At 70.1% G+C, this 18905-nt stretch carries 22 protein-coding genes and 1 tRNA gene; 11 read left to right on the forward strand and 12 right to left on the reverse strand.

The window, feature by feature from the left end; all coding sequences use genetic code 11:
* The first annotated feature begins 63 nt into the window (after window positions 1-63).
* Together QRO03_RS02195 and QRO03_RS02200 are read left to right on the forward strand one after the other, a co-directional pair.
* Entirely contained in the window at window positions 64-897 is an 834-nt protein-coding gene (locus tag QRO03_RS02195; protein WP_502883004.1) for a carbohydrate ABC transporter permease, read from the forward strand.
* Entirely contained in the window at window positions 894-2849 is a 1956-nt protein-coding gene (locus QRO03_RS02200) for a glycogen debranching N-terminal domain-containing protein (RefSeq protein WP_285135895.1), read from the forward strand. Before QRO03_RS02195 ends, QRO03_RS02200 begins: the two co-directional genes overlap by 4 nt.
* A gap of 277 nt (window positions 2850-3126) precedes the next feature.
* Here QRO03_RS02200 and QRO03_RS02205 read toward each other — a convergent pair whose 3' ends face one another.
* Window positions 3127-3603: a YbaK/EbsC family protein gene (locus QRO03_RS02205; protein ID WP_285135896.1), complete on the reverse strand. Its 477-nt coding sequence runs from the start codon at window positions 3601-3603 to the stop codon at window positions 3127-3129.
* A 228-nt stretch (window positions 3604-3831) separates the two neighbouring features.
* Between QRO03_RS02205 and QRO03_RS02210 the strand changes: the two genes are divergently transcribed.
* Window positions 3832-4905, forward strand: a complete 1074-nt coding sequence (locus QRO03_RS02210; RefSeq protein WP_285135897.1) for a Glu/Leu/Phe/Val dehydrogenase family protein — start codon at window positions 3832-3834, stop codon at window positions 4903-4905.
* 114 nt (window positions 4906-5019) lie between these two features.
* Here the strand turns inward: QRO03_RS02210 and QRO03_RS02215 are convergent, their stop codons facing one another.
* The 3 genes from QRO03_RS02215 to QRO03_RS02225 all read right to left on the reverse strand — a co-directional run bounded on the left by QRO03_RS02215 (window position 5020) and on the right by QRO03_RS02225 (window position 6564).
* Entirely contained in the window at window positions 5020-5358 is a 339-nt protein-coding gene (locus tag QRO03_RS02215; protein ID WP_285135898.1) for a histone-like nucleoid-structuring protein Lsr2, read from the reverse strand.
* A 95-nt stretch (window positions 5359-5453) separates the two neighbouring features.
* On the reverse strand, window positions 5454-6194 hold the full coding sequence (locus tag QRO03_RS02220) for an acetolactate decarboxylase (RefSeq protein WP_285135899.1): 741 nt from the start codon (window positions 6192-6194) through the stop codon (window positions 5454-5456).
* A gap of 28 nt (window positions 6195-6222) precedes the next feature.
* Window positions 6223-6564: a histone-like nucleoid-structuring protein Lsr2 gene (locus QRO03_RS02225; RefSeq protein WP_350224113.1), complete on the reverse strand. Its 342-nt coding sequence runs from the start codon at window positions 6562-6564 to the stop codon at window positions 6223-6225.
* 172 nt (window positions 6565-6736) lie between these two features.
* Between QRO03_RS02225 and QRO03_RS02230 the strand changes: the two genes are divergently transcribed.
* The 5 genes from QRO03_RS02230 (at window position 6737) to QRO03_RS02250 (ending at window position 12144) form a co-directional block, all read left to right on the forward strand.
* Complete coding sequence (locus QRO03_RS02230) at window positions 6737-8227, forward strand: amino acid permease (protein WP_285135901.1); 1491 nt, start codon at window positions 6737-6739, stop codon at window positions 8225-8227.
* 144 nt (window positions 8228-8371) lie between these two features.
* Window positions 8372-9466: a permuted SH3 domain-containing protein gene (locus QRO03_RS02235; RefSeq protein WP_285135902.1), complete on the forward strand. Its 1095-nt coding sequence runs from the start codon at window positions 8372-8374 to the stop codon at window positions 9464-9466.
* Entirely contained in the window at window positions 9463-10353 is an 891-nt protein-coding gene (locus QRO03_RS02240) for an ABC transporter ATP-binding protein (RefSeq protein WP_285135903.1), read from the forward strand. The genes QRO03_RS02235 and QRO03_RS02240 overlap by 4 nt, the downstream gene beginning before the upstream one ends.
* On the forward strand, window positions 10353-11648 hold the full coding sequence (locus QRO03_RS02245; protein WP_285135904.1) for an ABC transporter permease: 1296 nt from the start codon (window positions 10353-10355) through the stop codon (window positions 11646-11648). The genes QRO03_RS02240 and QRO03_RS02245 overlap by 1 nt, the downstream gene beginning before the upstream one ends.
* Window positions 11649-11715: 67 nt before the next feature.
* Complete coding sequence (locus tag QRO03_RS02250; RefSeq protein WP_285135905.1) at window positions 11716-12144, forward strand: VOC family protein; 429 nt, start codon at window positions 11716-11718, stop codon at window positions 12142-12144.
* Window positions 12145-12187: 43 nt separating this feature from the next.
* On the opposite strand, the gene QRO03_RS02255 is transcribed toward QRO03_RS02250, so the two are convergent.
* From QRO03_RS02255 to galU, 7 genes are all read right to left on the reverse strand, one after another.
* Complete coding sequence (locus tag QRO03_RS02255; protein ID WP_285135906.1) at window positions 12188-12823, reverse strand: dihydrofolate reductase family protein; 636 nt, start codon at window positions 12821-12823, stop codon at window positions 12188-12190.
* Window positions 12824-12839: 16 nt separating this feature from the next.
* Window positions 12840-13562, reverse strand: coding sequence for a winged helix-turn-helix transcriptional regulator (locus QRO03_RS02260; RefSeq protein WP_285135907.1), 723 nt, complete (start codon window positions 13560-13562; stop codon window positions 12840-12842).
* Window positions 13562-14002 (reverse strand): VOC family protein, encoded by a 441-nt coding sequence (locus QRO03_RS02265; RefSeq protein ID WP_285135908.1) that lies wholly within the window; start codon window positions 14000-14002, stop codon window positions 13562-13564. The genes QRO03_RS02260 and QRO03_RS02265 overlap by 1 nt, the downstream gene beginning before the upstream one ends.
* A gap of 199 nt (window positions 14003-14201) precedes the next feature.
* Window positions 14202-14277 (reverse strand) — tRNA-Ala (locus QRO03_RS02270).
* A gap of 191 nt (window positions 14278-14468) precedes the next feature.
* Window positions 14469-15554, reverse strand: a complete 1086-nt coding sequence (locus tag QRO03_RS02275) for a large exoprotein (protein WP_285135909.1) — start codon at window positions 15552-15554, stop codon at window positions 14469-14471.
* Window positions 15555-15641: 87 nt separating this feature from the next.
* A complete protein-coding gene (locus tag QRO03_RS02280; RefSeq protein WP_285135910.1) occupies window positions 15642-16265 on the reverse strand; it encodes a GNAT family N-acetyltransferase in 624 nt (207 codons plus the stop codon).
* 14 nt (window positions 16266-16279) lie between these two features.
* Window positions 16280-17170 (reverse strand): UTP--glucose-1-phosphate uridylyltransferase GalU, encoded by an 891-nt coding sequence (gene galU, locus QRO03_RS02285; RefSeq protein WP_285135911.1) that lies wholly within the window; start codon window positions 17168-17170, stop codon window positions 16280-16282.
* A gap of 62 nt (window positions 17171-17232) precedes the next feature.
* On the opposite strand from galU, the gene QRO03_RS02290 reads away from it, so the two are divergent.
* The 3 genes from QRO03_RS02290 to mscL are packed head-to-tail and all read left to right on the forward strand — an operon-like array spanning window position 17233 to window position 18582.
* The gene (locus tag QRO03_RS02290) at window positions 17233-17829 is read left to right on the forward strand and encodes a 5-formyltetrahydrofolate cyclo-ligase (RefSeq protein ID WP_285135912.1); all 597 of its coding nucleotides are present in this window, start codon (window positions 17233-17235) and stop codon (window positions 17827-17829) included.
* A gap of 17 nt (window positions 17830-17846) precedes the next feature.
* On the forward strand, window positions 17847-18128 hold the full coding sequence (locus QRO03_RS02295; RefSeq protein ID WP_285135913.1) for an FmdB family zinc ribbon protein: 282 nt from the start codon (window positions 17847-17849) through the stop codon (window positions 18126-18128).
* 34 nt (window positions 18129-18162) lie between these two features.
* Window positions 18163-18582 (forward strand): large conductance mechanosensitive channel protein MscL, encoded by a 420-nt coding sequence (gene mscL, locus QRO03_RS02300; protein WP_285135914.1) that lies wholly within the window; start codon window positions 18163-18165, stop codon window positions 18580-18582.
* A 60-nt stretch (window positions 18583-18642) separates the two neighbouring features.
* Here the strand turns inward: mscL and QRO03_RS02305 are convergent, their stop codons facing one another.
* Complete coding sequence (locus QRO03_RS02305) at window positions 18643-18807, reverse strand: hypothetical protein (RefSeq protein ID WP_285135915.1); 165 nt, start codon at window positions 18805-18807, stop codon at window positions 18643-18645.
* Between the last annotated feature and the right edge of the window lie 98 nt (window positions 18808-18905).

The raw sequence follows: 18905 nt of genomic DNA on the forward strand, positions 1-18905 counted from the left end.
CAGACCACCGTCCTCGCCGAGCAGCGTCTCGACGGGCCCGGCCGCCGCCCGGCGAAGCACCGCATGTCGCGCAAGGCGCTCGGATGGCAGATCGGCCTGTACGCCCTGCTGATCGTGCTCGCGCTGATCTACATCTATCCGTTCCTCGTGCAGGTGGCGACGTCTTTCAAGACGGATGCCGCGGCGGCGGCGAATCCCATCTCGCTCCTGCCGCAGACATTCACGTGGGCGGCGTACGAGCGGCTCTTCCTCAACTCCGACTTCCCGGTGTGGTTCGCCAACTCCGCGGTGGTGACGGTGTTCGTGACGGCGGGCCGGGTGTTCTTCAACTCCCTGGCCGGCTACGCCCTCGCCCGCCTGCAGTTCCGCGGACGCGGTCTCGTCTTCGCGGGACTCATCGCGGTGATGGCCGTGCCGACCGTCGTGCTGCTGATCCCGAAGTTCCTCGTGATCAACCAGCTCGGCATCTACGACTCCTACGCGGGCATGATCCTGCCGCTGCTCGTGGACGCCGCGGGCGTGTTCATCATGAAGAACTTCTTCGAGTCGATTCCCCCGTCGGTCGAGGAGCAGGCGCGCATCGACGGCGCCGGCACATTCCGCATCTTCTGGTCGGTCGTCCTGCCGATGGCGCGGCCCGCTCTCATCACGATCGTCATCCTGTCGTTCCAGGGATCGTGGAACGAGCTGAGTCATTTCGTCGTCTCCACCCAGTCGCCCGAACTCACCACCCTGACCAAGGGCGTCGCCGCCCTCGCGAGCGGACAGCTCAGCCAGGGCAGCCAATTCCCCCTCAAACTCGCGGCCGCGGCCATCATGACGATTCCGGTCGCCGTGGTGTTCTTCATCTTCCAGCGCCGCATCATGAACGCCAGCGAAGGAGCAGTCAAAGAATGACCACCGCCCCCACCGCATCGCCTGCGGCCGAGACGGATGCCGTGACCACCCCGCTCCAACCCCTCTTGAACGACGCGGTCATCGTGCTGCGCGCCCCCACGCAGGTGTGGTCCGATGCCACGGGCGACATGGGCGCGACGGCGGTGCACGGTGTGTACCACGGTGACGTCCGTCACGTGCGCTCCCTCGCGCTGGTCTGCGACGGCTCGACCGTCGAATGGATCTCGAGCGCCCCCGACGGCGCCTCGCGACTCGTGCTCGGGGGCCTGCTGCGCGGACTCGACGACACCACGCCCGACCCCAAGGTGCGGGTGCTGCGCGACCGGCGCGTCGCCGACGGGGTCGTCAGCGAGACCTGGACGGTGCACTCGCGCGTGGACCGGCCGATCTCGACGACCCTGCGGCTGGTGCTGTCGCCCGAGTTCGCGCAGCTGCACGAGGTGAAGTCCGGTCACGCACACCCCCGCGAGGCGGCGACCGACATCGACGGCGACCGCGCGATCGTGGATGCCGGGGCTCAGGGTCTCGAACTCGTCGCTCCCGGCGCGCGCGTGGCATCCGGAGCAGACGGACTCGAGGCGAGCTGGAGCGTCGAGGTCCCCGCCAACGGCAGTGTCGAGGTCGCCTGGACGCTGACGCTGCGCGACGACACCCTCGTCGTCGGGTCGGCCGCGGCGGCACCGCGGTGGGATGCCGCGGCGGTCGCCGCCCAGGCACCCGATCCTCGCCTCGCGCGCTGGCTGCGCACGGCCCTCGATGATCTTGACGCCCTCCGCCTCGTGCTGCCCGAGAACCCCGACGACGAATTCTTCGCCGCCGGCGCTCCCTGGTTCTTCACGCTGTTCGGCCGCGACTCGATCTGGGCCGCGCGTCTCGCCCTTCCGCTGGACCGCGAGATCGCGGCATCCACCCTCCGCGTGCTCGCGCGGCTGCAGGGTGTCGACGATGATGCGCAGACCGCGCAAGAGCCGGGCAAGATCCTGCACGAGCTGCGGGCCTCGGCGCTCGAGATCCCCGGCGAGGGCATCGTGCTGCCGCCGAAGTACTACGGCAGCGTCGACTCGACGCCGCTGTGGATCTGCCTGCTCGCCGACACGTGGCGCGCCGGCATGCCCGAGGCCGAGGTGCGCGAGTTGCTGCCGACACTGCGCGCCGCCCTCGGATGGATCCGCGACAGCGGCGACAGCGACGGCGACGGGTTCCTCGACTACATCGACCGCCTGGGAACGGGGTTGTCGAACCAGGGCTGGAAGGATTCCGGCGACTCGATCCAGTGGCGCGACGGCCGCCTCGCCGAGGGCCCGATCGCCCTGTGCGAAGTGCAGGCGTATGCGTACGAAGCAGCCCTCGCCGGCGCCGCCCTGCTCGAGGAGTTCGGCACCGGGAGCGATGCCGACGACATCGCCTTCTGGCGCGCCTGGGCCGGCGACCTCCGCGAGCGCTTCGCCGAGACCTACTGGGTCGAGACGCCGGAGGGCCGGTACCCCGCGGTCGCCCTCGACAACGCCAAGCGTCCCATCGACTCGCTCACGAGCAACATCGGTCATCTGCTCGGCACCGGCCTCCTGAACGGCGATGACGAGGCGCACATCGCGTCGCTGCTGCTCGGCGAGAGCATGTCGAGCGGATACGGCATCCGTACGATGTCGACCGGGGCCGCGGGATATTGGCCCCTGTCGTACCACGGCGGAAGTGTCTGGGTGCACGACACCGCGATCGCGGTGCACGGCATGCTGCGCGCGGGCCTGAACGCGCAGGCGCGCACGGTCGTCGCCGGACTCCTGGATGCCGCCGAGGGCTTCGCCTACCGCGTGCCGGAACTCCACGCGGGCGACCCGCGCACCCACTCGTCGGTGCCGACGCCGTACCCCGCCGCCTGTCGTCCCCAGGCCTGGTCGGCCGCCGCCGCGGTGGTGTGCCTGACCGCGCTCACGCCACCCCCCGGGGCGTGAGCCCGCCGGGCGGCGGCGCTCACGAGCGTCGACCGCCCGGCCCTCCCCTCCTGCACGGTTCGGGGCGGATCCGGCCGTTCGGGGCGCGAGACACCCGCCCCGAGCGCAGAAATGCGCCCCGAACCCCGGTGTCCTCGCGGTGAGGCCGCCGCGCAGAACGACCGGCGCGAGGGTCTTCCCTCACGGTTCGGGGCGGATCCCGCCGTTCGGGGCGCGAGATACCCGCCCCGAACGCAGAACTGCGCCCCGAACCCCGCACCGCAGGCCGAACCGACGCTCAGGCGACGCGCAGGACCGCCCCGCCGGTCAGCCGAACCAGCTCGTCGAACGTCAGCGGGAACACGGTGTGCGGCGTCCCACCGGCCGCCCAGATCTGCGGGAAGGCCGCCAGGTCTTCGTCGACGACCGTCGTCAGCGGCGCCGGGTGGCCCGTCGGCGCCACTCCCCCGATGGGTTGTCCGGTCGCGGCCAGCACCTGGTCCGGCGTCGCCCGACGGATGCCGCCGCGCCCGAGCCGCTCGGCCAGAGCCGCGGTGTCCACACGATGCGCGCCGCTCGTCATCACCAGCAGCGGCTCGTCGTCGCTCCAGAACACGAGGCTGTTGGCGATGGCACCGACCTCGATGCCCAGCGCCGCCGCCGCCAGTGCGGCGGTCGACGCGGCATCCGGAAGCACGACGATCTCGCCCTCGATACCGGCCTCCCGCAGGGCTGCGGCGACGAGACGACTACGGGCGGGGAGGGCGTCGGTCATGCCCGACAGCTTAGGGTCGACGTCCACCTCGAGATCGCGTGGTGTGCGCGCGATCGCGCACTGCTCCCCCGGTCCCGCGCCGAACCCGCGAGCCCGACAGCTTCCCGGGGCTCCGCGGCCGGGACCGCTCGCGCCGGGCCGTCCCGCGCGTCACAATGGAGACGGATGCCGCGACGCCGCGGCATCCGGGAAGTGCCGCCCACAAGGCGACCGACGACAAGGAACGCGATGACCAACGCCCTGCCCCTGCCCGATTTCGCGCACGAACGCGTGGAGGTGATCACGGGGCGGCGCAGCGGTCTGCTCGTCGCCGTGGCGCTTCACTCCTCCGTGCTCGGCTCCGCCCTCGGCGGCGCCCGCCTGTGGACCTACCCGTCGTGGACCGACGCCCTCGGCGACGCCCTGCGGCTGTCCGCCGCCATGACGCTGAAGAACGCCGCGGCCGGGCTCGACGCGGGCGGTGGCAAGAGCGTCATCGGACTGCCCGAGGGCACGGTCCTCGACGCCGACCGTCGCCGCGCGGCCTTCCTCGACCTCGGCGACGCCGTCGAGAGCCTCGGCGGGCTGTACCGCACGGCCGAAGACGTCGGCTCCACGACCGAAGACATGCTCGTCGTGAGCGAACGCACCGCGCACGTGGTCGGTCTCCCCGATTCGGTCGGCGGCTCCGGCGAACCCGCGGGGCCCACGAGCCTCGGTGTGTACGCCTCGCTCGTGGCGACCCTCGAGCGCGCCGTCGGCACCGGTGACGTCGCCGGCCGCCGCATCACCGTGGCCGGCCTCGGTCAGGTCGGCGGTCGTCTCGCCGAGCGTCTCGCCTCCGAGCACGCCGTCCTGACCGTCACCGACGTCAACCCGGCGAAGCGGGCGATGGCCGAAGAACTCGGCGCCGCATGGGTCGAGCCGAGCGAGGAGCACCTCATCCCCGCCGACGTGTTCGTCCCCGCCGGTATCGGCGGTGTCCTCACCGACGAGGTCATCGACGCTCTCGATGCCCGTGCCGTGTGCGGGCCGGCCAACAATCCGCTCGCCGAGCGGAGCGGCGCCGAGCGGCTGGCGCAGCGCGGCATCTTGTACGCGCCCGACTTCGTCGTCAACGCCGGCGGGGTGATCTACCTCGACCTCGTCGCCAAGCAGCGCGGGACCATGGACCAGATCATGGGTCGTGTCGCCGGGATCGGCGACACGATCCGCCGTGTCTTCGACGAGGCGGCCGCGCGGGGCGTCACCCCTCTCGCCGCAGCCGAGGGCCTGGCCGCCGAGCGGCTCGCGGTCGGCGCGCGCAGCACCGCCCTCGTCTGACCCGCCCCGTCGCGGACGCCGAACCGCGAGTCAGTCGACGGGTCCGTCCGAACGCGCGGTGAAGGAAGAACCGGATGCCACGGGTTCGTGGCATCCGGTTCTGTCGTCGGGTGATCAGTGAGCGGCGTCGTAGGCGTCGAGGACCGAGGAGGAGATGCGTCCGCGCGTGTTGATCGCGTGACCGTTCTTCACGGCCCAGGAGCGGACGTCGGCGAGGTCTCTCGTGGGGATCGCCCGACCGCGGGGAGTCCGCCGCGGCGCGGAGAGAGGGGAGTGCGCCGCGCGACCGGCGGAGATGTAGGGCCGGAGCGCATCGCGCATCTTCTCGGCATTGTGTACCGACAGATCGATCTCGTACGCGCGTCCTTCGAAGGAGAACTGCACGGTCGTACCGTCGTCGATCACCGAGCCGTCGAGATCATCGATCACCTGTGTGATGTGCTTTTTCGCCATGCGCCGACCCTAAACCGCCGACCTCCGCGGCTTCGGCGAATGCAATACGAATTCACCCGCATGTTCGCCCCAATTACGACCAATGGCCGCGTCTTTCACGACGGCGAAGAGGACATGCCGCGACTCTCCACAGCGACGATTCGATGGTCGTCGTCATGGGTGAGCTCTGTGGAGAGGAATTGTCCGTCGCGGGGAAGCCGGAGGCGGAAGTCGGCGAATGCCGACAAACGCAGTCGACCCTCGCGCACTCTCGCGTCCAGGACATGACCTCCGACCGACCGATCGTCGCTGAGGAAATGCAGGTGGAGGCCGGCCACGGTGATGCCCTGATAAATCCGGGGCATCCAGAAACCCACGAGCGTGCCCGTGCATTCACGCGTGGTGGTCTCGATCTGTTCCGCCGCGACCTCGGCGAGGGGGCGGAATGGCGGCTCCTGGCGACGCGTGACGCGGGTGAGGACGTGCGCGAGAACGCCGTCCACACGGACGACGTGGAAGAGGTTCCTGCTCAGCAGTCGATCCTCCACCGCCGACTGCAGGCCCGGCAGATCGAGGTCGGCCACGGCGGTCGCGAGGGATTCCCCCGGCGTGCAGACATCGACGAACGGCAGGAACTCATCGTCCGTCATCACCCGCGGGGGTCCGTCGGAGGTGCACTCGTAGAGCTCGCCGTCGAGGATGACGACCTCCCCGCCCAGCCCCTCGCAGCACCCCACTCCGGTGTCGCCGGCCGCCCGCACCGCGTCGACCGACGCACCCTGCGAATACACGCCCGCGAGCAGAGCGTCGAGGACGGCGAACTGCGTCACCGCACCGGATGCCAGCAGCGCACTCACGACGGCGCTCCGCCGCCGCGGCGAGCGATCAGGACGTCGCTTCGGTGTAGGCGTCGAGGATCGTCGCGGGCACGCGACCGCGGTCGCTCACGGTGTGCCCGTTGGCGCGTGCCCATTCGCGCACGGCGCCGAGATCCACGTCGTTAGACCGGCGCGCCGGGCGCCCGCGACGTGCGGGGGCGTTCCCCCGCGAGACCGAACGGGCGGCATCCACGAAGGGGGCGATCGCCGAATAGAATTTGTCGGCATTGCGGTCGGAAAGGTCGATCTCATACGCTCGACCCTCCACCGAGAAAGTGATCTGCTTTCCCTGTCCGTCTTCGAGGACGGTACCGTCGAGGTCATCGACGAGGTGCGTGATGTGCTTCATAGCCATAATGCGTAAAGATTACACCCGCGACAATTGATTTAGATACATCGCTATTTCGTGTCATCATGCGCGTCCCTCGCCCGCGGGCGGATAGTCAGCGGGCGCGGATGGGACTATCCTCCGTGGGTGGTGTCCGCTCCCTGGGCATCGCCTGAGACAGAGGAAGCACAGCGTGAGCCTTTTCCGAACCAAGTCGGTGGAGCAGTCCATCGCAGACACCGATGAACCGGAGTTCCGACTCAAGAAGTCCTTGACCGCGGTCGACTTGACCGTCTTCGGCGTCGGCGTCGTCATCGGCGCAGGCATCTTCACGTTGACCGGTCGCGCCGCCCACGACGTCGCCGGACCCGCCGTCGTCATCAGCTTCATCATCGCCGCCATCGCGTGCGGACTCGCCGCCATGTGCTACGCCGAGTTCGCCTCGACCGTGCCCGTGTCGGGCTCGGCCTACACGTTCTCGTACGCCTCCCTCGGCGAGTTGTTCGCGTGGATCATCGGATGGGACCTCATCCTCGAGATGTTCCTCGGCGCCAGCGTCGTCGCGCAGGGGTGGAGCGCCTATCTCGGCACCTTCCTGCAGCAGATCGGCATCGTGCTGCCGGAGGCGGTCTCGTACGGCGGCGTGGTCGACCTGCCCGCGATCCTGCTCGTGCTCGTCCTCGGTGGTCTCATGACCCTCGGCATCAAGGAGTCGCTGCGCGTCAACCTCGTGCTCGTGGCGGTGAAGCTGTTCATCGTCCTGTTCGTCATCATCGCCGGCATCCTGTTCATCAACCCGGCCAACTACTCCCCGTTCGTGCCCGAATCGGTCCCCACCGAGTCGGCGTCCGGCCTCACGCAGCCGCTGCTGCAGTTCCTCTCGGGCCTCGAACCCGCCACGTTCGGGGTGGGCGGCATCCTCGCGGGAGCGGCTCTGGTGTTCTTCGCCTACATCGGCTTCGACGTCGTCGCCACCACCGCCGAGGAGACGAAGAACCCGCAGCGCGACCTGCCGATCGGGATCATCGCCTCGCTCGTCATCTGCACGATCCTCTACTGCGCCGTCGCCATCGTCGTGACCGGCATGGTGCCGTACGGCGAGCTGAACCCCTCGGCGGCGCTCGCGAACGCGTTCGCCTTCCACGGCCAGACCTGGATGGCCACGGTCATCGCCGCCGGCGCCGTCGCCGGTCTGACGACGGTCGTGTTGACCCTCATGATCGGCGCGACCCGCATCATCTTCGCGATGTCGCGCGACCGGCTGCTGCCGGGTGCCCTCGCCAAGGTGCACCCGCGGCTTCGCACGCCCTGGGTCATCTCGATCCTCGTCACCGCGATCGTCGCGGTCGTCGCGGGGTTCACCCCCATCGGCGTGCTCGAGGAGATGGTCAACATCGGCACCCTCTCGGCGTTCGTACTCGTGTCCGTGGGCGTGCTCGTTCTCCGGCGCAAGCGCCCCGACCTCAAGCGCGGCTTCCGCGTGCCGTGGAGCCCGGTGCTGCCCATCCTCTCGGCGCTCATCTGCACCTACCTGATGCTCAACCTCTCGGTCGAGACGTGGCTGCGCTTCCTCATCTGGCTGGCCCTCGGCTTCGCCATCTACTTCGCCTACTCGCGCCGTCATTCGCGGGTCGGTACGGGTGATTTCATCGCACCGACGGTGGTCGCCCCTCCGAAGGAGTAGTCGCGATCCCGGATGCCACGACCCCGCCGCCCCGCGCGGCCGGGGCCGTGGCATCCGTCGTCTGCGGGGCCGGGACACCCCGCCTCACCCGACGCGGCGATGCGGGAAGCGCCATCGGACCCCCCCTAGGGTGGGAATCGTTCGATGACGACGATTTCCGTTCCGGGGGGTTTCATGGGGATCGCACGCACGTGGGTCTTTCCGATTCTGCGTATTCTTCTGGTCGCCCTCGTGGCGGCCGCGCTCATCAAGCTGGCGTTCTTCCCCGACCGTCCGGTCGACGCCTCGCCGGCCGTGCCCACGGGGGCGATCGTCGAGCCGCGCACGGTGGCGACGCTCGGCACCATCACCAACGACGTCGTGCTGAAGGCCACCGTGTCGGCCGACGCCGCCGTGCCGATGAAGTCGACGGCCGCGGGCACGGTGAACAAGATCTTCGTGGCCCAGGGCGCCACCGTCGCGCAGGGCGACGTGGTCTTCGACGTGAAGGAGCCGATCGAGCGGGATTCCGCCGACAGCGTGGATGCCGAGGGCAAGCCCAAGCCGGCCATCTTCCGCTACGTGGAGGTCACCGCGCCCGCGGCGGGCACGCTCAGTTCGCTCTCGGTGATCGCGGACCAGGAGGTCGCGATCGGCGCGACCACCGGCACCGTGGCACCGCCCACCTTCTCTGTGGCGGGGACGCTCGAGCCGTCGCAGCAGTACCGTCTGCTCGATCGCCCCACCGAGGCGACCGTGACGATCACCGGGGGGCCTGCGGCCTTCACGTGCGGCGATCTGCGCATCACCACGCCGCTCGCCGGCAGCACCGGTGGCGACACCGCCGGCACGGGCGCCGTCGACGGCGGCGCGGGTGGGGGCGGCACGGCCGCGGGGGCAGGCGGGTCGGGCACCACGGCCACCTGCGCGGTCCCGGGTGACGTCACCGTCTTCGCCGGTCTCGCGGCCGAGATGACGATCGCCGGCGGACGCGCCGAGAACGTGCTCGTCGTCCCGACGACCGCCGTGCGCGGGGCGGCGCAGAGCGGCACCGTGTGGGTCACCGCCGCCGACGGTTCCACCGAGGAACGTGCCGTCGCCCTCGGCCTCACCGACGGCACGCAGGTACAGGTCACCGAGGGCCTCACCGAGGGCGAGGAGATCCTCGAGTTCGCCCCAGGTGCGATGTCGGTGCCCGACGACGGATGCACCGTCTATCCCGACGGCTCGATGTACTGCGAACAGGCCCCCGCGTCGTGAGCCTGCTCACCCTGAGCGAGGTCACCCGCACGGTGATCCCGCCGGACCAGCCCGCGCTGACGATCCTCTCGGGGGTCGACCTGGCGATCGAACCCGGTGACCACGTGTCGATCGTGGGCCGCTCGGGCTCGGGCAAGTCCACGCTGCTGAACATGCTCGGGCTGCTCGACCTGCCCACCAGCGGGGAGATCACCTTCGACGATCGCCCGGTGAAGGCGTACTCCGCTGCCAAGCGCGACCGTCTGCGCGGCGCCGCGATCGGCTTCGTCTTCCAGCAGTTCAACCTGCTGCCCGGGCGCACGGCCCTCGAGAACGTCACCATGCCGCTGCTGTACTCGACGGGACGCACCTTCTGGCGCCGCAAGAGGATCGCCGCCGAGATGCTCGAACTGGTCGGTCTCGGCCACCGCCTGAGCAGCATGCCCGACCGCCTGTCGGGCGGCGAGCAGCAACGGGTCGCCATCGCACGCTCGCTCGTGCGCGGTCCGCGCCTGATCCTCGCCGACGAGCCCACGGGTGCCCTCGACCTCGACACCGGTCAGAGCGTCATGGAGCTCATCGACGAGGTGGCCGTGCGCACGGGGGCCGCGCAGGTGACGATCACGCACGACCCCACGATCGCCCGGCGCGCGCGCCGCCACTTCCGCCTCGACCGCGGCGTGCTGACGCCCGTCGACGACCCGAGTCTCGAGCCGCTCACCCGCCGCGACCGGCGTGAGATGGCCCCGGATGCCGAGCCGCCCGCGACCACCGGCTCACGCGACACCGACGCCGACTCAGACGTAGACGCCCGCGCCGACGCCGCCCTCGAGAGCCTCGGTCTGCGCGAGCCGTCGACCGCGCCCCACGGCGCGCCGCCCATCGGCACCGAGCGCACGGAGTCCTGATGCGCGCCCTCACCGCCCTCGTCGGCGCCCTGCTCGAGGCCTGGCAAGAGGTGCGGGTCCACCGCACCCGTGTGCTCCTCTCGCTCGTCGGCGTCGCCGTCGCCGTCTGCTCCCTCACCACCGTCGTGGCCCTCGGCGCGATCGTGCAACAGGCGAACCAGGAGCTCAGCGAGCGCACCTCGGGCCGCCCCGCCACGCTGTTCGTCTCGGCGTTCCCGAGCGACGGTGAACCGCTGGACCCGGAGCGGATGGATGCCGCGTGGGCCGAGGTGGTGGAGCGCTACGACGTGACCTACGCGAGCCGTCTGCAGAGCACGACGAACGGCGTGCCGTTCGCCGATGGGAACGCGGACGTGGGCACCCAGGCGGTGGATCAGCCGTACGGTGAGATGCATCGCGTCCAGATGCTCGAGGGCGAGTGGTTCACCGCTCTCGACGCGCAGCAGCTCTCGCCGCAGGTCATCGTCAACGAGGTCTTCTGGGACCGGATGGGCCGGCCGCCGCTGTCGAGCCACCCCGTCGTCGCACTGGGCGGGCAGGGCGTGCCGAACTCGGCATCCGGAATCCCGTCCGGCGGCGTGCGCGCGGTCGTCGTCGGCGTCACCCCCTCGTCGACGTGGGACACCGCCCCGTCCATGTTCATGCTCGTCGACCACATGACCGCCATGCAGGACGCGGCCGCCGGCGAGCGCGGCGCGAGCGCAGCGGCCCCGGTCGATCCGTACGGCGGCGGCGCCCCCCAGACGCAGTACGAGATGTGGGTTCCGCCGGAGCTCTCCGACCAGCTGACCACGCTCGTCAAGCGCGACCTCGCCGGGGCCCTCGGCGACGGCGTCGAGGTGAGCATCAACCGGCAGGACTGGGCGACCTACGGAGACGACCCGTTCGCCGTCACCCGCACGGTCGTCGTGGGCATCGCGGTGCTCGTGCTGCTGCTCGGCGCCCTGGGGCTGGTGAACATCGCCCTCGTCACGGTGAAGCAGCGCGTGCGCGAGATCGGCATCCGTCGGAGCTTCGGTGCGACGGCGAGCCGGGTGTTCTTCGCGGTGATGATGGAGAGCGTCGTCGCCACGGTCGTGGCGGGCGGGGTGGGCGTGATCGTCTCGATCCTGGTCGTGCAGTCCCCCGCGGTGCGCGATCTCGTCGGCCAGGGGATGATCAGCGACTTCCCGCCCTTCCCCGCGGATGCCGCTCTCACCGGCCTCACCGCCGCGACCGCCGTCGGTGCTCTGGCGGGACTCCTCCCCGCGCTCGTCGCGGTGCGGGTGAAGGTCATCGACGCGATCCGCTACTGAGCGGCTTCCGCGGTGGACCCACCGGGTCTAAGGTGAGGGCCGATCGCCCCGTTCGAAGGATGTTCCCATGGCCACATCGCTCGTCGTGTACGTCTCGTTCGCGGGCGCGGCCCGTGAAGCGATGACCTTCTACCAGTCGGTGTTCGGGGGTGAGCTCGCCATCCACACCTTCGCGGACTTCGGGATGACGGACGCCCCGGCCGACGGCGTCATGCATTCCGAGCTGCGCGCCGAGGGTTTCACCCTCATGGGAGCGGACGCGTTCGGCGAGCCCGCCGAGGGATGGGGCAGGGGCCGCGTCCATGCGGCGTTCATGAGCGATGACATCGACCGCGTGCGGGGTTTCTACGACCGGTTCGTCGAGCGTGGCGCCGACGTCGTGATGCCGTTGGAGAAGCAGCTGTGGGGCGACCTCTACGGCGAGGTCATGGACCCCTGGGGTGTGGCGTGGATGTTCAACATCGCCGTCCCCGGCGGGTGGGCCGAGGGGAGCTGAGGCTCGACCGCGACTCCCCTGGCCCGTCCGGTTGTCGCAGACCTCACACCCCGCTGTCGCGCTCCTCCATGAGCCCCGTCCGCACGGGCCCACCCGGCGCGTACCGGAGGAGGACGGCCCCGCTCGACCCGACGATCGGGGGGTCGAGCAGGGACAGCGTCGTCGGGATCGCACCCTCGGGGAAGACCTTCTTGCCTCCCCCGAGCACCAGCGGGTACTGCCAGAGCGCGAGCACGTCGTAGAGCTGCTCGGCGAGCAGCGTCTGCACGAGGTCGACGCTTCCGATCACGTGGACGTTCTCGTGGCGCTCGCGCAGCGCCGAGATCTCTGCGCCGAGGTCGGCCCCGAGGAGCGAGCTCGCGTTCCAGTCGAGGGACGGGGAGGTACGCGAGGCGACGTATTTCGGGATCGCGTTGAGGCGGGTGCCGATCTCTCCGTCGATACCGGTCGTGTGGTGCGGCCAGTACTCGGCGAAGATGTCGTAGGTGCGGCGGCCGAGCACGAGGGCATCCATTCGGGCGATGCCGCCGACGACTTCCCGACCGACGATCTCGTCGAGGAAGGGCGCCTGCCATCCACCGAATCGGAACCCGTCGGACGGATCCTCGTCGGGACCGCCGGGCGCCTGGGCGACGCCGTCGAGGGTGGTGAAGAGGTCGATGGTGAGGGTACCGGGCATGAGGGATCTCCTTCGATCAAGCGGCGTCCGCCGCGGAGTCGTCGGTCGAGGGCGACGCGACGGTGTCGATGTGGAACGTGCGGGCGAAGCGCTCGAGGAGCGACTCGTCACCCGCCAGCACGTGGACGGCTCCGGAGTCCACCGCCTCGGCGGGTGTGAGCGATCCCGCGATCACGTCACGGATGCCGGGGCCGGCGGCGAACACCAGGTCGGGCTCCCCGTCGGGGAGGTCACCGCCGACCGGCGGCAGGGCCGGCGCGAGAGGCACGACGTCGAGTCCCCCCTGCGCCACCCGGACCCTCAGGGATACGTCGGCGACGTGGACCTCGTAATCAGAAGGGGGCAGGCCGGCCGCGGCATCCGGTTGGAAGGCCGTGCGGAGCGCCATCGTGAGGGAGTCGGGCGTGATGACGTCGCCCTCGTCGGGTTGCCCCATCGCCGCGAAGCCCCACCGTCCGAGCGCCAGCACGATGGGTTCGAGCGCCTGCCCGTACGGGGTCAGCTCGTAGATCGGACCGCGTCCCTTGAACGGGGCTCGACGGACGATCCCCGACTCCTGCATCTCTTTGAGCCGCGCCGCGAGGATGTTGGTCGGAATCCGGGGCAGACCGCGCTTGAGGTCGGTGTAGCGACGGGCGCCGACGAGCAGGTCGCGGACGATGAGCAGCGCCCACCGTTCCCCGATCAGCTCGACGGCCGTCGTGACGCCGCAGTACTGCCCGTAATTCCGCGCCGCCACTAGGCCTGCGCCCCCTCCGCCTGCGACGCCCCGGGACCCTGCGCGGCAGCGATCGGATCCATGTAGAGGAAGCCGAGCGAGTTGCCGTCGGGGTCGTCCAGGTCGCGGGAGTACATGAAGCCGTAGTCCTGGGCTTCCCGCGGCTCGGTGCCGCCGGCGGCCAGACCGAGGGCGAGGATCGCGTCGACGGCCTGGCGGGACTCGCGGCTGAACGAGAGCGAGACCTGCAGCGTCTCGCGGGGGTCGGCGATCGGCTTGTCGGTGAACGTGGCCAGGTACTCGCGCGTGAGCACCATGAAGTAGACGCTGTCGCTCCACACCACGCACGCGGCGTTGTCGTCGGTGAAGTTCGGATTGATGTCGCATCCCAGGGCCGTGTAGAAGGCCTTGGCGCGCTCGAGGTCGGTGGTGGGGATGTTGACGAAGATGCTGGTTTCCATGGGTTGATACTTGCGAAAGACAAGCATGCTTGTCAATAGCAAGTATGGAAGACCCCACGAGTGGAGCACCCGGCAGTCGGCGCACCAGCGCGGCGCCCCGTCCGAGTCGGCAGGATCGGGGTGACTCCGCGCGCACGGCGCGGAGAAACGCGAAACGGCGCCTCCCCGAAGGGAGACGCCGTTAGCCGGAAACCGATTGTGGTGGACCTGAGGGGATTCGAACCCCTGACCTCCTCGATGCGAACGAGGCGCGCTACCAACTGCGCCACAGGCCCGGAAACCTCGTAAACACTATCACGGCGCCCGTGCGTCACCGGACGCGCGCGCACGTCGGGCGCGTCGCGCCGCACTCCCGGAGCAGCGTGCGTCGAGGCCTACTCGCCCTCGGTGAGGTGTCGCCGTGAGCGGAGAATGCGACGAGTCGCCACCCCGAAGGACAGCTCGGCGACCGGCGCCGAGGGTGGGGTCACTGACCCGATGCGCGACGCTGGAGAAGGTGGCGCACGTGGTCCTCGATCTCGGTGTCGTCGACGTAGCCCATCGCCGCGTAGGGCGAGGGAGCCGCGGCGGCGGGACGCACCGTCTCGATCGGGGTCGGCGCCTGCTCGGCGGCGATCTCCCGAGCCGCTTCCTCCCGGGCGGCCGCACGAAGCGCCTCGCGAGCGAGTTGCTCGTCGACGACGGCCGCGGCACGTGAGCCGGCCGACGCGACAAGCGGCCGGGGCAGTTCGCGCGGAGTCCAGGTGGGCCGCGGTGTGGGCACGAGCGGGACGTCCTGCAGTTCGGGGGTGACGGCGCGCGTGACAGAGGCTTCGACGGGCTGTGCCGTGGCGCGCGCCGCGATGACCGTGACCCGGCGGAGGACCACGAGGGATGCCACGACGACCGCGGCACCCGTCACGAGCAGCACAGGCGCCCCTCCCCCGACGACCTGCGCGATGCCGACCACAGCGGCGACCAGTCCAATGAGACCGACGGAAGCCGTCGCCAGGCGGAAACGGCGACGAGCGCGCGCGCGGCCGGCCTCCGGCCGGACCTCGACCGCCTGACGCTCCGCGTGAGCGCGTTCGAGCGCGGCGATCTTCTGGGCCCGCGTCTTCTCGAGGGCGGCGGCCTGCTCGGCACGAGCCACCTCGAGGGCGGCGGCACGCTCGGCGCGAGCGACCTCGACCGCGGCGGCACGCTCGGCGCGAGCCACCTCGACCGCCGCGGCGCGTTGCTCCTTCACGAGATCGCGCTCACGCGCTCCCTCGAGACGGGCGACCTCGAGGCGAGCCTTCGCCGCCGCGAGTTCGGTGCGCGCTTTGTCGGCCTGCACCTGACGGGCCAGCTTCTGCTGCTGGTGGGCGGTGCGCGCGGTCAGCTCGAGCTGCACCTCGCGGGGCGTCTCCGCCGTTTCGGCGAGCACGCGCAGAGCCTGGTTCAGGCGGACGGCGTTGCGCTCGGCGGAGGTGAAACGATGACGGCTCTGCCAGGACGGCAGCAGGTACACCAACCACAGCGCGACCGCGACGAAGACGATCACGCCGCCGCTCAGAACCTGCCCACCCATGGGACAAAGGTAGGTCACCGAGAGATCACACTGCGGCATCCCTCCGCGTGTCGTCGCGACCATTCGGCCGCAATGGCGCAGAGACGCTCAGATGCGGTCGGACGGAGGCACGCGCGCGGCGTCGGGGGGCACCTGACCGCGACTCCACCGATCGAGCACGCCGTACGGCACCTCCTCGCGCACGAGCGCGAAGGAGTAATGGTCGCGCCAGTCCCCGTCGATGTGGATGTACCGACGACGCAGGCCCTCGTACCGGAAGCCGAGCTTCTCGACCACGCGCAGACTGGCGTGGTTCTCGGGACGGATGCAGATCTCCACCCGATGGAGATTGAGGGCGGTGAAGCAGACGTCCGTCGCCATCGCGACCGAGACGGTGGTGATGCCGCGACCGGCGTAGGCCTCGGCCACCCAGTAGCCGATCGTGGCCGAAGCGAGCGAGCCGCGCGAGACGCCCCAGACGTTCAGCTGACCGGCGACCTCGTCGTCCCACTCCATGACGAAGGGGACGCCGAGGCCGTCACGGTACTGCTGCAGGAGTCGCCGGATCCCCAGGCGCATGTCGAAAGACACCGGGCCGTCGGGGCTCGTCGCCTCCCAACGACGCAACCACGACCGGTTGTCGATCAGCTGCTGCTGAAGGACGCGCGCGTCGCGGTTGCGGATGAGGCGTATCGACACCTCGCCATGCCGCCGTGGGACGGAGAGATCCATGGAAGCCGGCGGGGTCACAGACCCTGCGCGAACTCCTTGAACCACGGACGCAGGGCCGGACCCAGGTCGTCGCGGTCGGCCGCGAGCTGGACGATCGCCTTGATGTAGTCGACGCGGTCGCCCGTGTCGTAGCGACGGCCGCGGAACACGACGCCGTAGACGCCGCCACCGTCGCCGCCACCGGTCGCGAGCTCTTCGAGCGCGTCGGTCAGCTGGATCTCGCCACCCTTGCCGGGCTCGGTGTGCTCCAGGATGCCGAACACGTCGGGTCCGAGCACGTAGCGACCGATGATCGCGAGGTTGGAGGGAGCTTCCTCCGCCTTGGGCTTCTCGACGAGCTTGGTGACCTTGACCACGCCGTCTTCTTCGGTGGGCTCGACCGCGGCGACACCGTAGAGGTGGATGTGCTCGGGGTCGACCTCCATCAGCGCGATGACGGTGGCGCCGCGCTTGTCGTACTCCTCCATCATCTTGGTGAGGAGGGGGTCGCGCTCGTCGATCAGGTCGTCGCCGAGGAGCACCGCGAAGGGGTGGTCGCCGACGTGGCTGCGCGCACGGAGCACGGCGTGACCGAGGCCGCGCGGCTCACCCTGGCGCACCAGGTGGATGTCGGCGAGGTCGGAGGAGTGCTCGACCTTGGCGAGCTTGTCGTCGTCGCCCTTCTCGCGCAGCTTCGCCTCGAGCTCCGGCATGGAGTCGAAGTGGTTGGCGATGTTGTTCTTGTTGCGGCCGATGATGATCAAGACGTCATCGATGCCGGCGCCGGTGGCCTCTTCGACGACGTACTGGATCGCCGGCTTGTCGACGACCGGGAGCATCTCTTTGGGCATCGCCTTCGTGGCGGGAAGGAAGCGGGTACCGAGACCGGCGGCCGGGATGACGGCCTTGAAGGGCTTATGAGGCATGGCCATACCTTAGCGGTGACCGATGACGCTGCTGTAACACGCGCGCACGTAGACTGGGCGGCATGGCGGACCGCATCGAGCAGGCCAAACGCGCGCTTCGCGCCGACCTGCGCGAACGTCGGCAGACGGTCTCCGCCCACGCTCGTGAGGCCGCCGAGGCCGGAGTGAAAGCTCAGCTCGACGCCCTCGTCGACCGTCTCGGCGCCCGGAGCATCTCGTGCTTCCTGTCGACGCCGACCGAGCCCGGCACCCACGCCTTCGTCGCCGGCGCCGTCGCCCGTGGCATCCGGGTCCTCCTTCCCATCACGCGCGAAGACGGCCTGCTCGATTGGAGCGTGGCGACGCCCGACACCGAGATCGCCGAGGGCCTGTTCGGCCTTCCCGAACCCGTCGGCGACGTGCTCGGCCCCATCGCGGTCAACGACGTCGACCTCCTGGTCATCCCCGCCGCCGCCGTCGACCAGCGCGGGATGCGACTGGGCTGGGGACGCGGCTACTTCGACAAGACACTCGGCTCGATGGAGAAGTGCCCGCCGGTGTACGCCGTCATCTTCGATTCCGAGTACCTCGACGACGTGCCTCGCGACGTGCACGACCAGCCCGTGACGGGCGTGGTCACCCCCACGCGGACGCTCGCGATCACCGCCCCCACCTCCTGAACACCCGAAGGAACCCGATGCCCACCTACTCCTACGCCTGCAAACAGTGCGGTCACCGTTTCGACACCGTGCAGTCCTTCTCGGACGCCGCCCTCACCGAGTGCCCGGAATGCGGCGGCGAAGTACGCAAGCAGTACGGGTCGATCGGCGTCACCTTCAACGGGTCGGGCTTCTACCGCACCGACTCGCGCGGATCGTCGTCGTCGAGCTCGTCGGGCGCAAGCGGTGGCGAGTCGTCGTCATCCACGACATCATCGAAGTCGGAAACGAAGGCGTCCGCCCCGTCCTCGGCCTCCTGAGCCCCGGTCGGCGCGGCAGAAGGGGAGCCAGCGCATGATCAAAGGATTCAAGGAGTTCATTCTCCGCGGAAACGTCATCGACCTCGCGGTCGCGGTCGTCATCGGGGCGGCATTCACTGCGGTGGTCAACGCCATCGTGACGGCACTCATCAACCCGTTGATCGAGATCTTTTACGTGCCGAACGAGAACGGCGAGTTCGGGCCGACTTTCACCGGCATTTACGGCCAAGAGGTGGTCTTTCCGCTCGGGGGTCTGCTCACCGCCGTCATCAGCTTCCTCGCCGTCGCGGTGGTGGTCTACTTCGTCTTCGTCTACCCGATGAACCACTGGAAGGCCCGCGCCGCGGCGCGCGCCGGCGTGGCCGCCGCGGCGTCCGACGAGCCCAAGCTGCCGACCGAGCAGGAGCTGCTCGTGCAGATCCGCGATCTGCTGGAGCGCCAGAACAAGCTGTGATGTCCGACGGCGTCCGCGGCCGGAGTGTCCTCCGGCCCGGGCGCCGTCTGTCATGACCCCTCAGTAGTGAGGTGGGACGTCGCCGAGCATGCGGTCGTCGTTCGGACCGGATGCCACGGGCTTCGCCCCCCGACCCCGTTCGCGGTCGTCGGCGGGGGCGGGCTCGGCCGTCGTGCCGGGCGCCGGGAGCAGTCGCGCGCGCCGCGCGCCGCGCACACGGACCACGGGTTGGCGTGCGGCGTCGCCGAGGCTCCGTGTGGCTTCGGCAGGCTCAGCCTCCCCGTGAGTCCCGGAGGCTTCGACAGGCTCAGCCCTCTCGAGCG

Origin of the sequence: Microbacterium sp. lyk4-40-TSB-66 (assembly GCF_030209475.1) — a bacterium.
Classification (GTDB): Bacteria; Actinomycetota; Actinomycetes; order Actinomycetales; family Microbacteriaceae; genus Microbacterium.

Coding starts and splice junctions, on each gene's coding strand:
- QRO03_RS02195 (WP_502883004.1), top strand. CDS start 64: ATGTCGCGCAAGGCGCTCGGATGGCAGATCGGCCTGTACGCCCTGCTG.
- QRO03_RS02200 (WP_285135895.1), top strand. CDS start 894: ATGACCACCGCCCCCACCGCATCGCCTGCGGCCGAGACGGATGCCGTG.
- QRO03_RS02205 (WP_285135896.1), bottom strand. CDS start 3,603: ATGACCGACGCCCTCCCCGCCCGTAGTCGTCTCGTCGCCGCAGCCCTG.
- QRO03_RS02210 (WP_285135897.1), top strand. CDS start 3,832: ATGACCAACGCCCTGCCCCTGCCCGATTTCGCGCACGAACGCGTGGAG.
- QRO03_RS02215 (WP_285135898.1), bottom strand. CDS start 5,358: ATGGCGAAAAAGCACATCACACAGGTGATCGATGATCTCGACGGCTCG.
- QRO03_RS02225 (WP_350224113.1), bottom strand. CDS start 6,564: ATGAAGCACATCACGCACCTCGTCGATGACCTCGACGGTACCGTCCTC.
- QRO03_RS02235 (WP_285135902.1), top strand. CDS start 8,372: ATGACGACGATTTCCGTTCCGGGGGGTTTCATGGGGATCGCACGCACG.
- QRO03_RS02245 (WP_285135904.1), top strand. CDS start 10,353: ATGCGCGCCCTCACCGCCCTCGTCGGCGCCCTGCTCGAGGCCTGGCAA.
- QRO03_RS02250 (WP_285135905.1), top strand. CDS start 11,716: ATGGCCACATCGCTCGTCGTGTACGTCTCGTTCGCGGGCGCGGCCCGT.
- QRO03_RS02255 (WP_285135906.1), bottom strand. CDS start 12,823: ATGCCCGGTACCCTCACCATCGACCTCTTCACCACCCTCGACGGCGTC.
- QRO03_RS02265 (WP_285135908.1), bottom strand. CDS start 14,002: ATGGAAACCAGCATCTTCGTCAACATCCCCACCACCGACCTCGAGCGC.
- QRO03_RS02275 (WP_285135909.1), bottom strand. CDS start 15,554: ATGGGTGGGCAGGTTCTGAGCGGCGGCGTGATCGTCTTCGTCGCGGTC.
- QRO03_RS02280 (WP_285135910.1), bottom strand. CDS start 16,265: ATGGATCTCTCCGTCCCACGGCGGCATGGCGAGGTGTCGATACGCCTC.
- galU (WP_285135911.1), bottom strand. CDS start 17,170: ATGCCTCATAAGCCCTTCAAGGCCGTCATCCCGGCCGCCGGTCTCGGT.
- QRO03_RS02290 (WP_285135912.1), top strand. CDS start 17,233: ATGGCGGACCGCATCGAGCAGGCCAAACGCGCGCTTCGCGCCGACCTG.
- QRO03_RS02295 (WP_285135913.1), top strand. CDS start 17,847: ATGCCCACCTACTCCTACGCCTGCAAACAGTGCGGTCACCGTTTCGAC.
- mscL (WP_285135914.1), top strand. CDS start 18,163: ATGATCAAAGGATTCAAGGAGTTCATTCTCCGCGGAAACGTCATCGAC.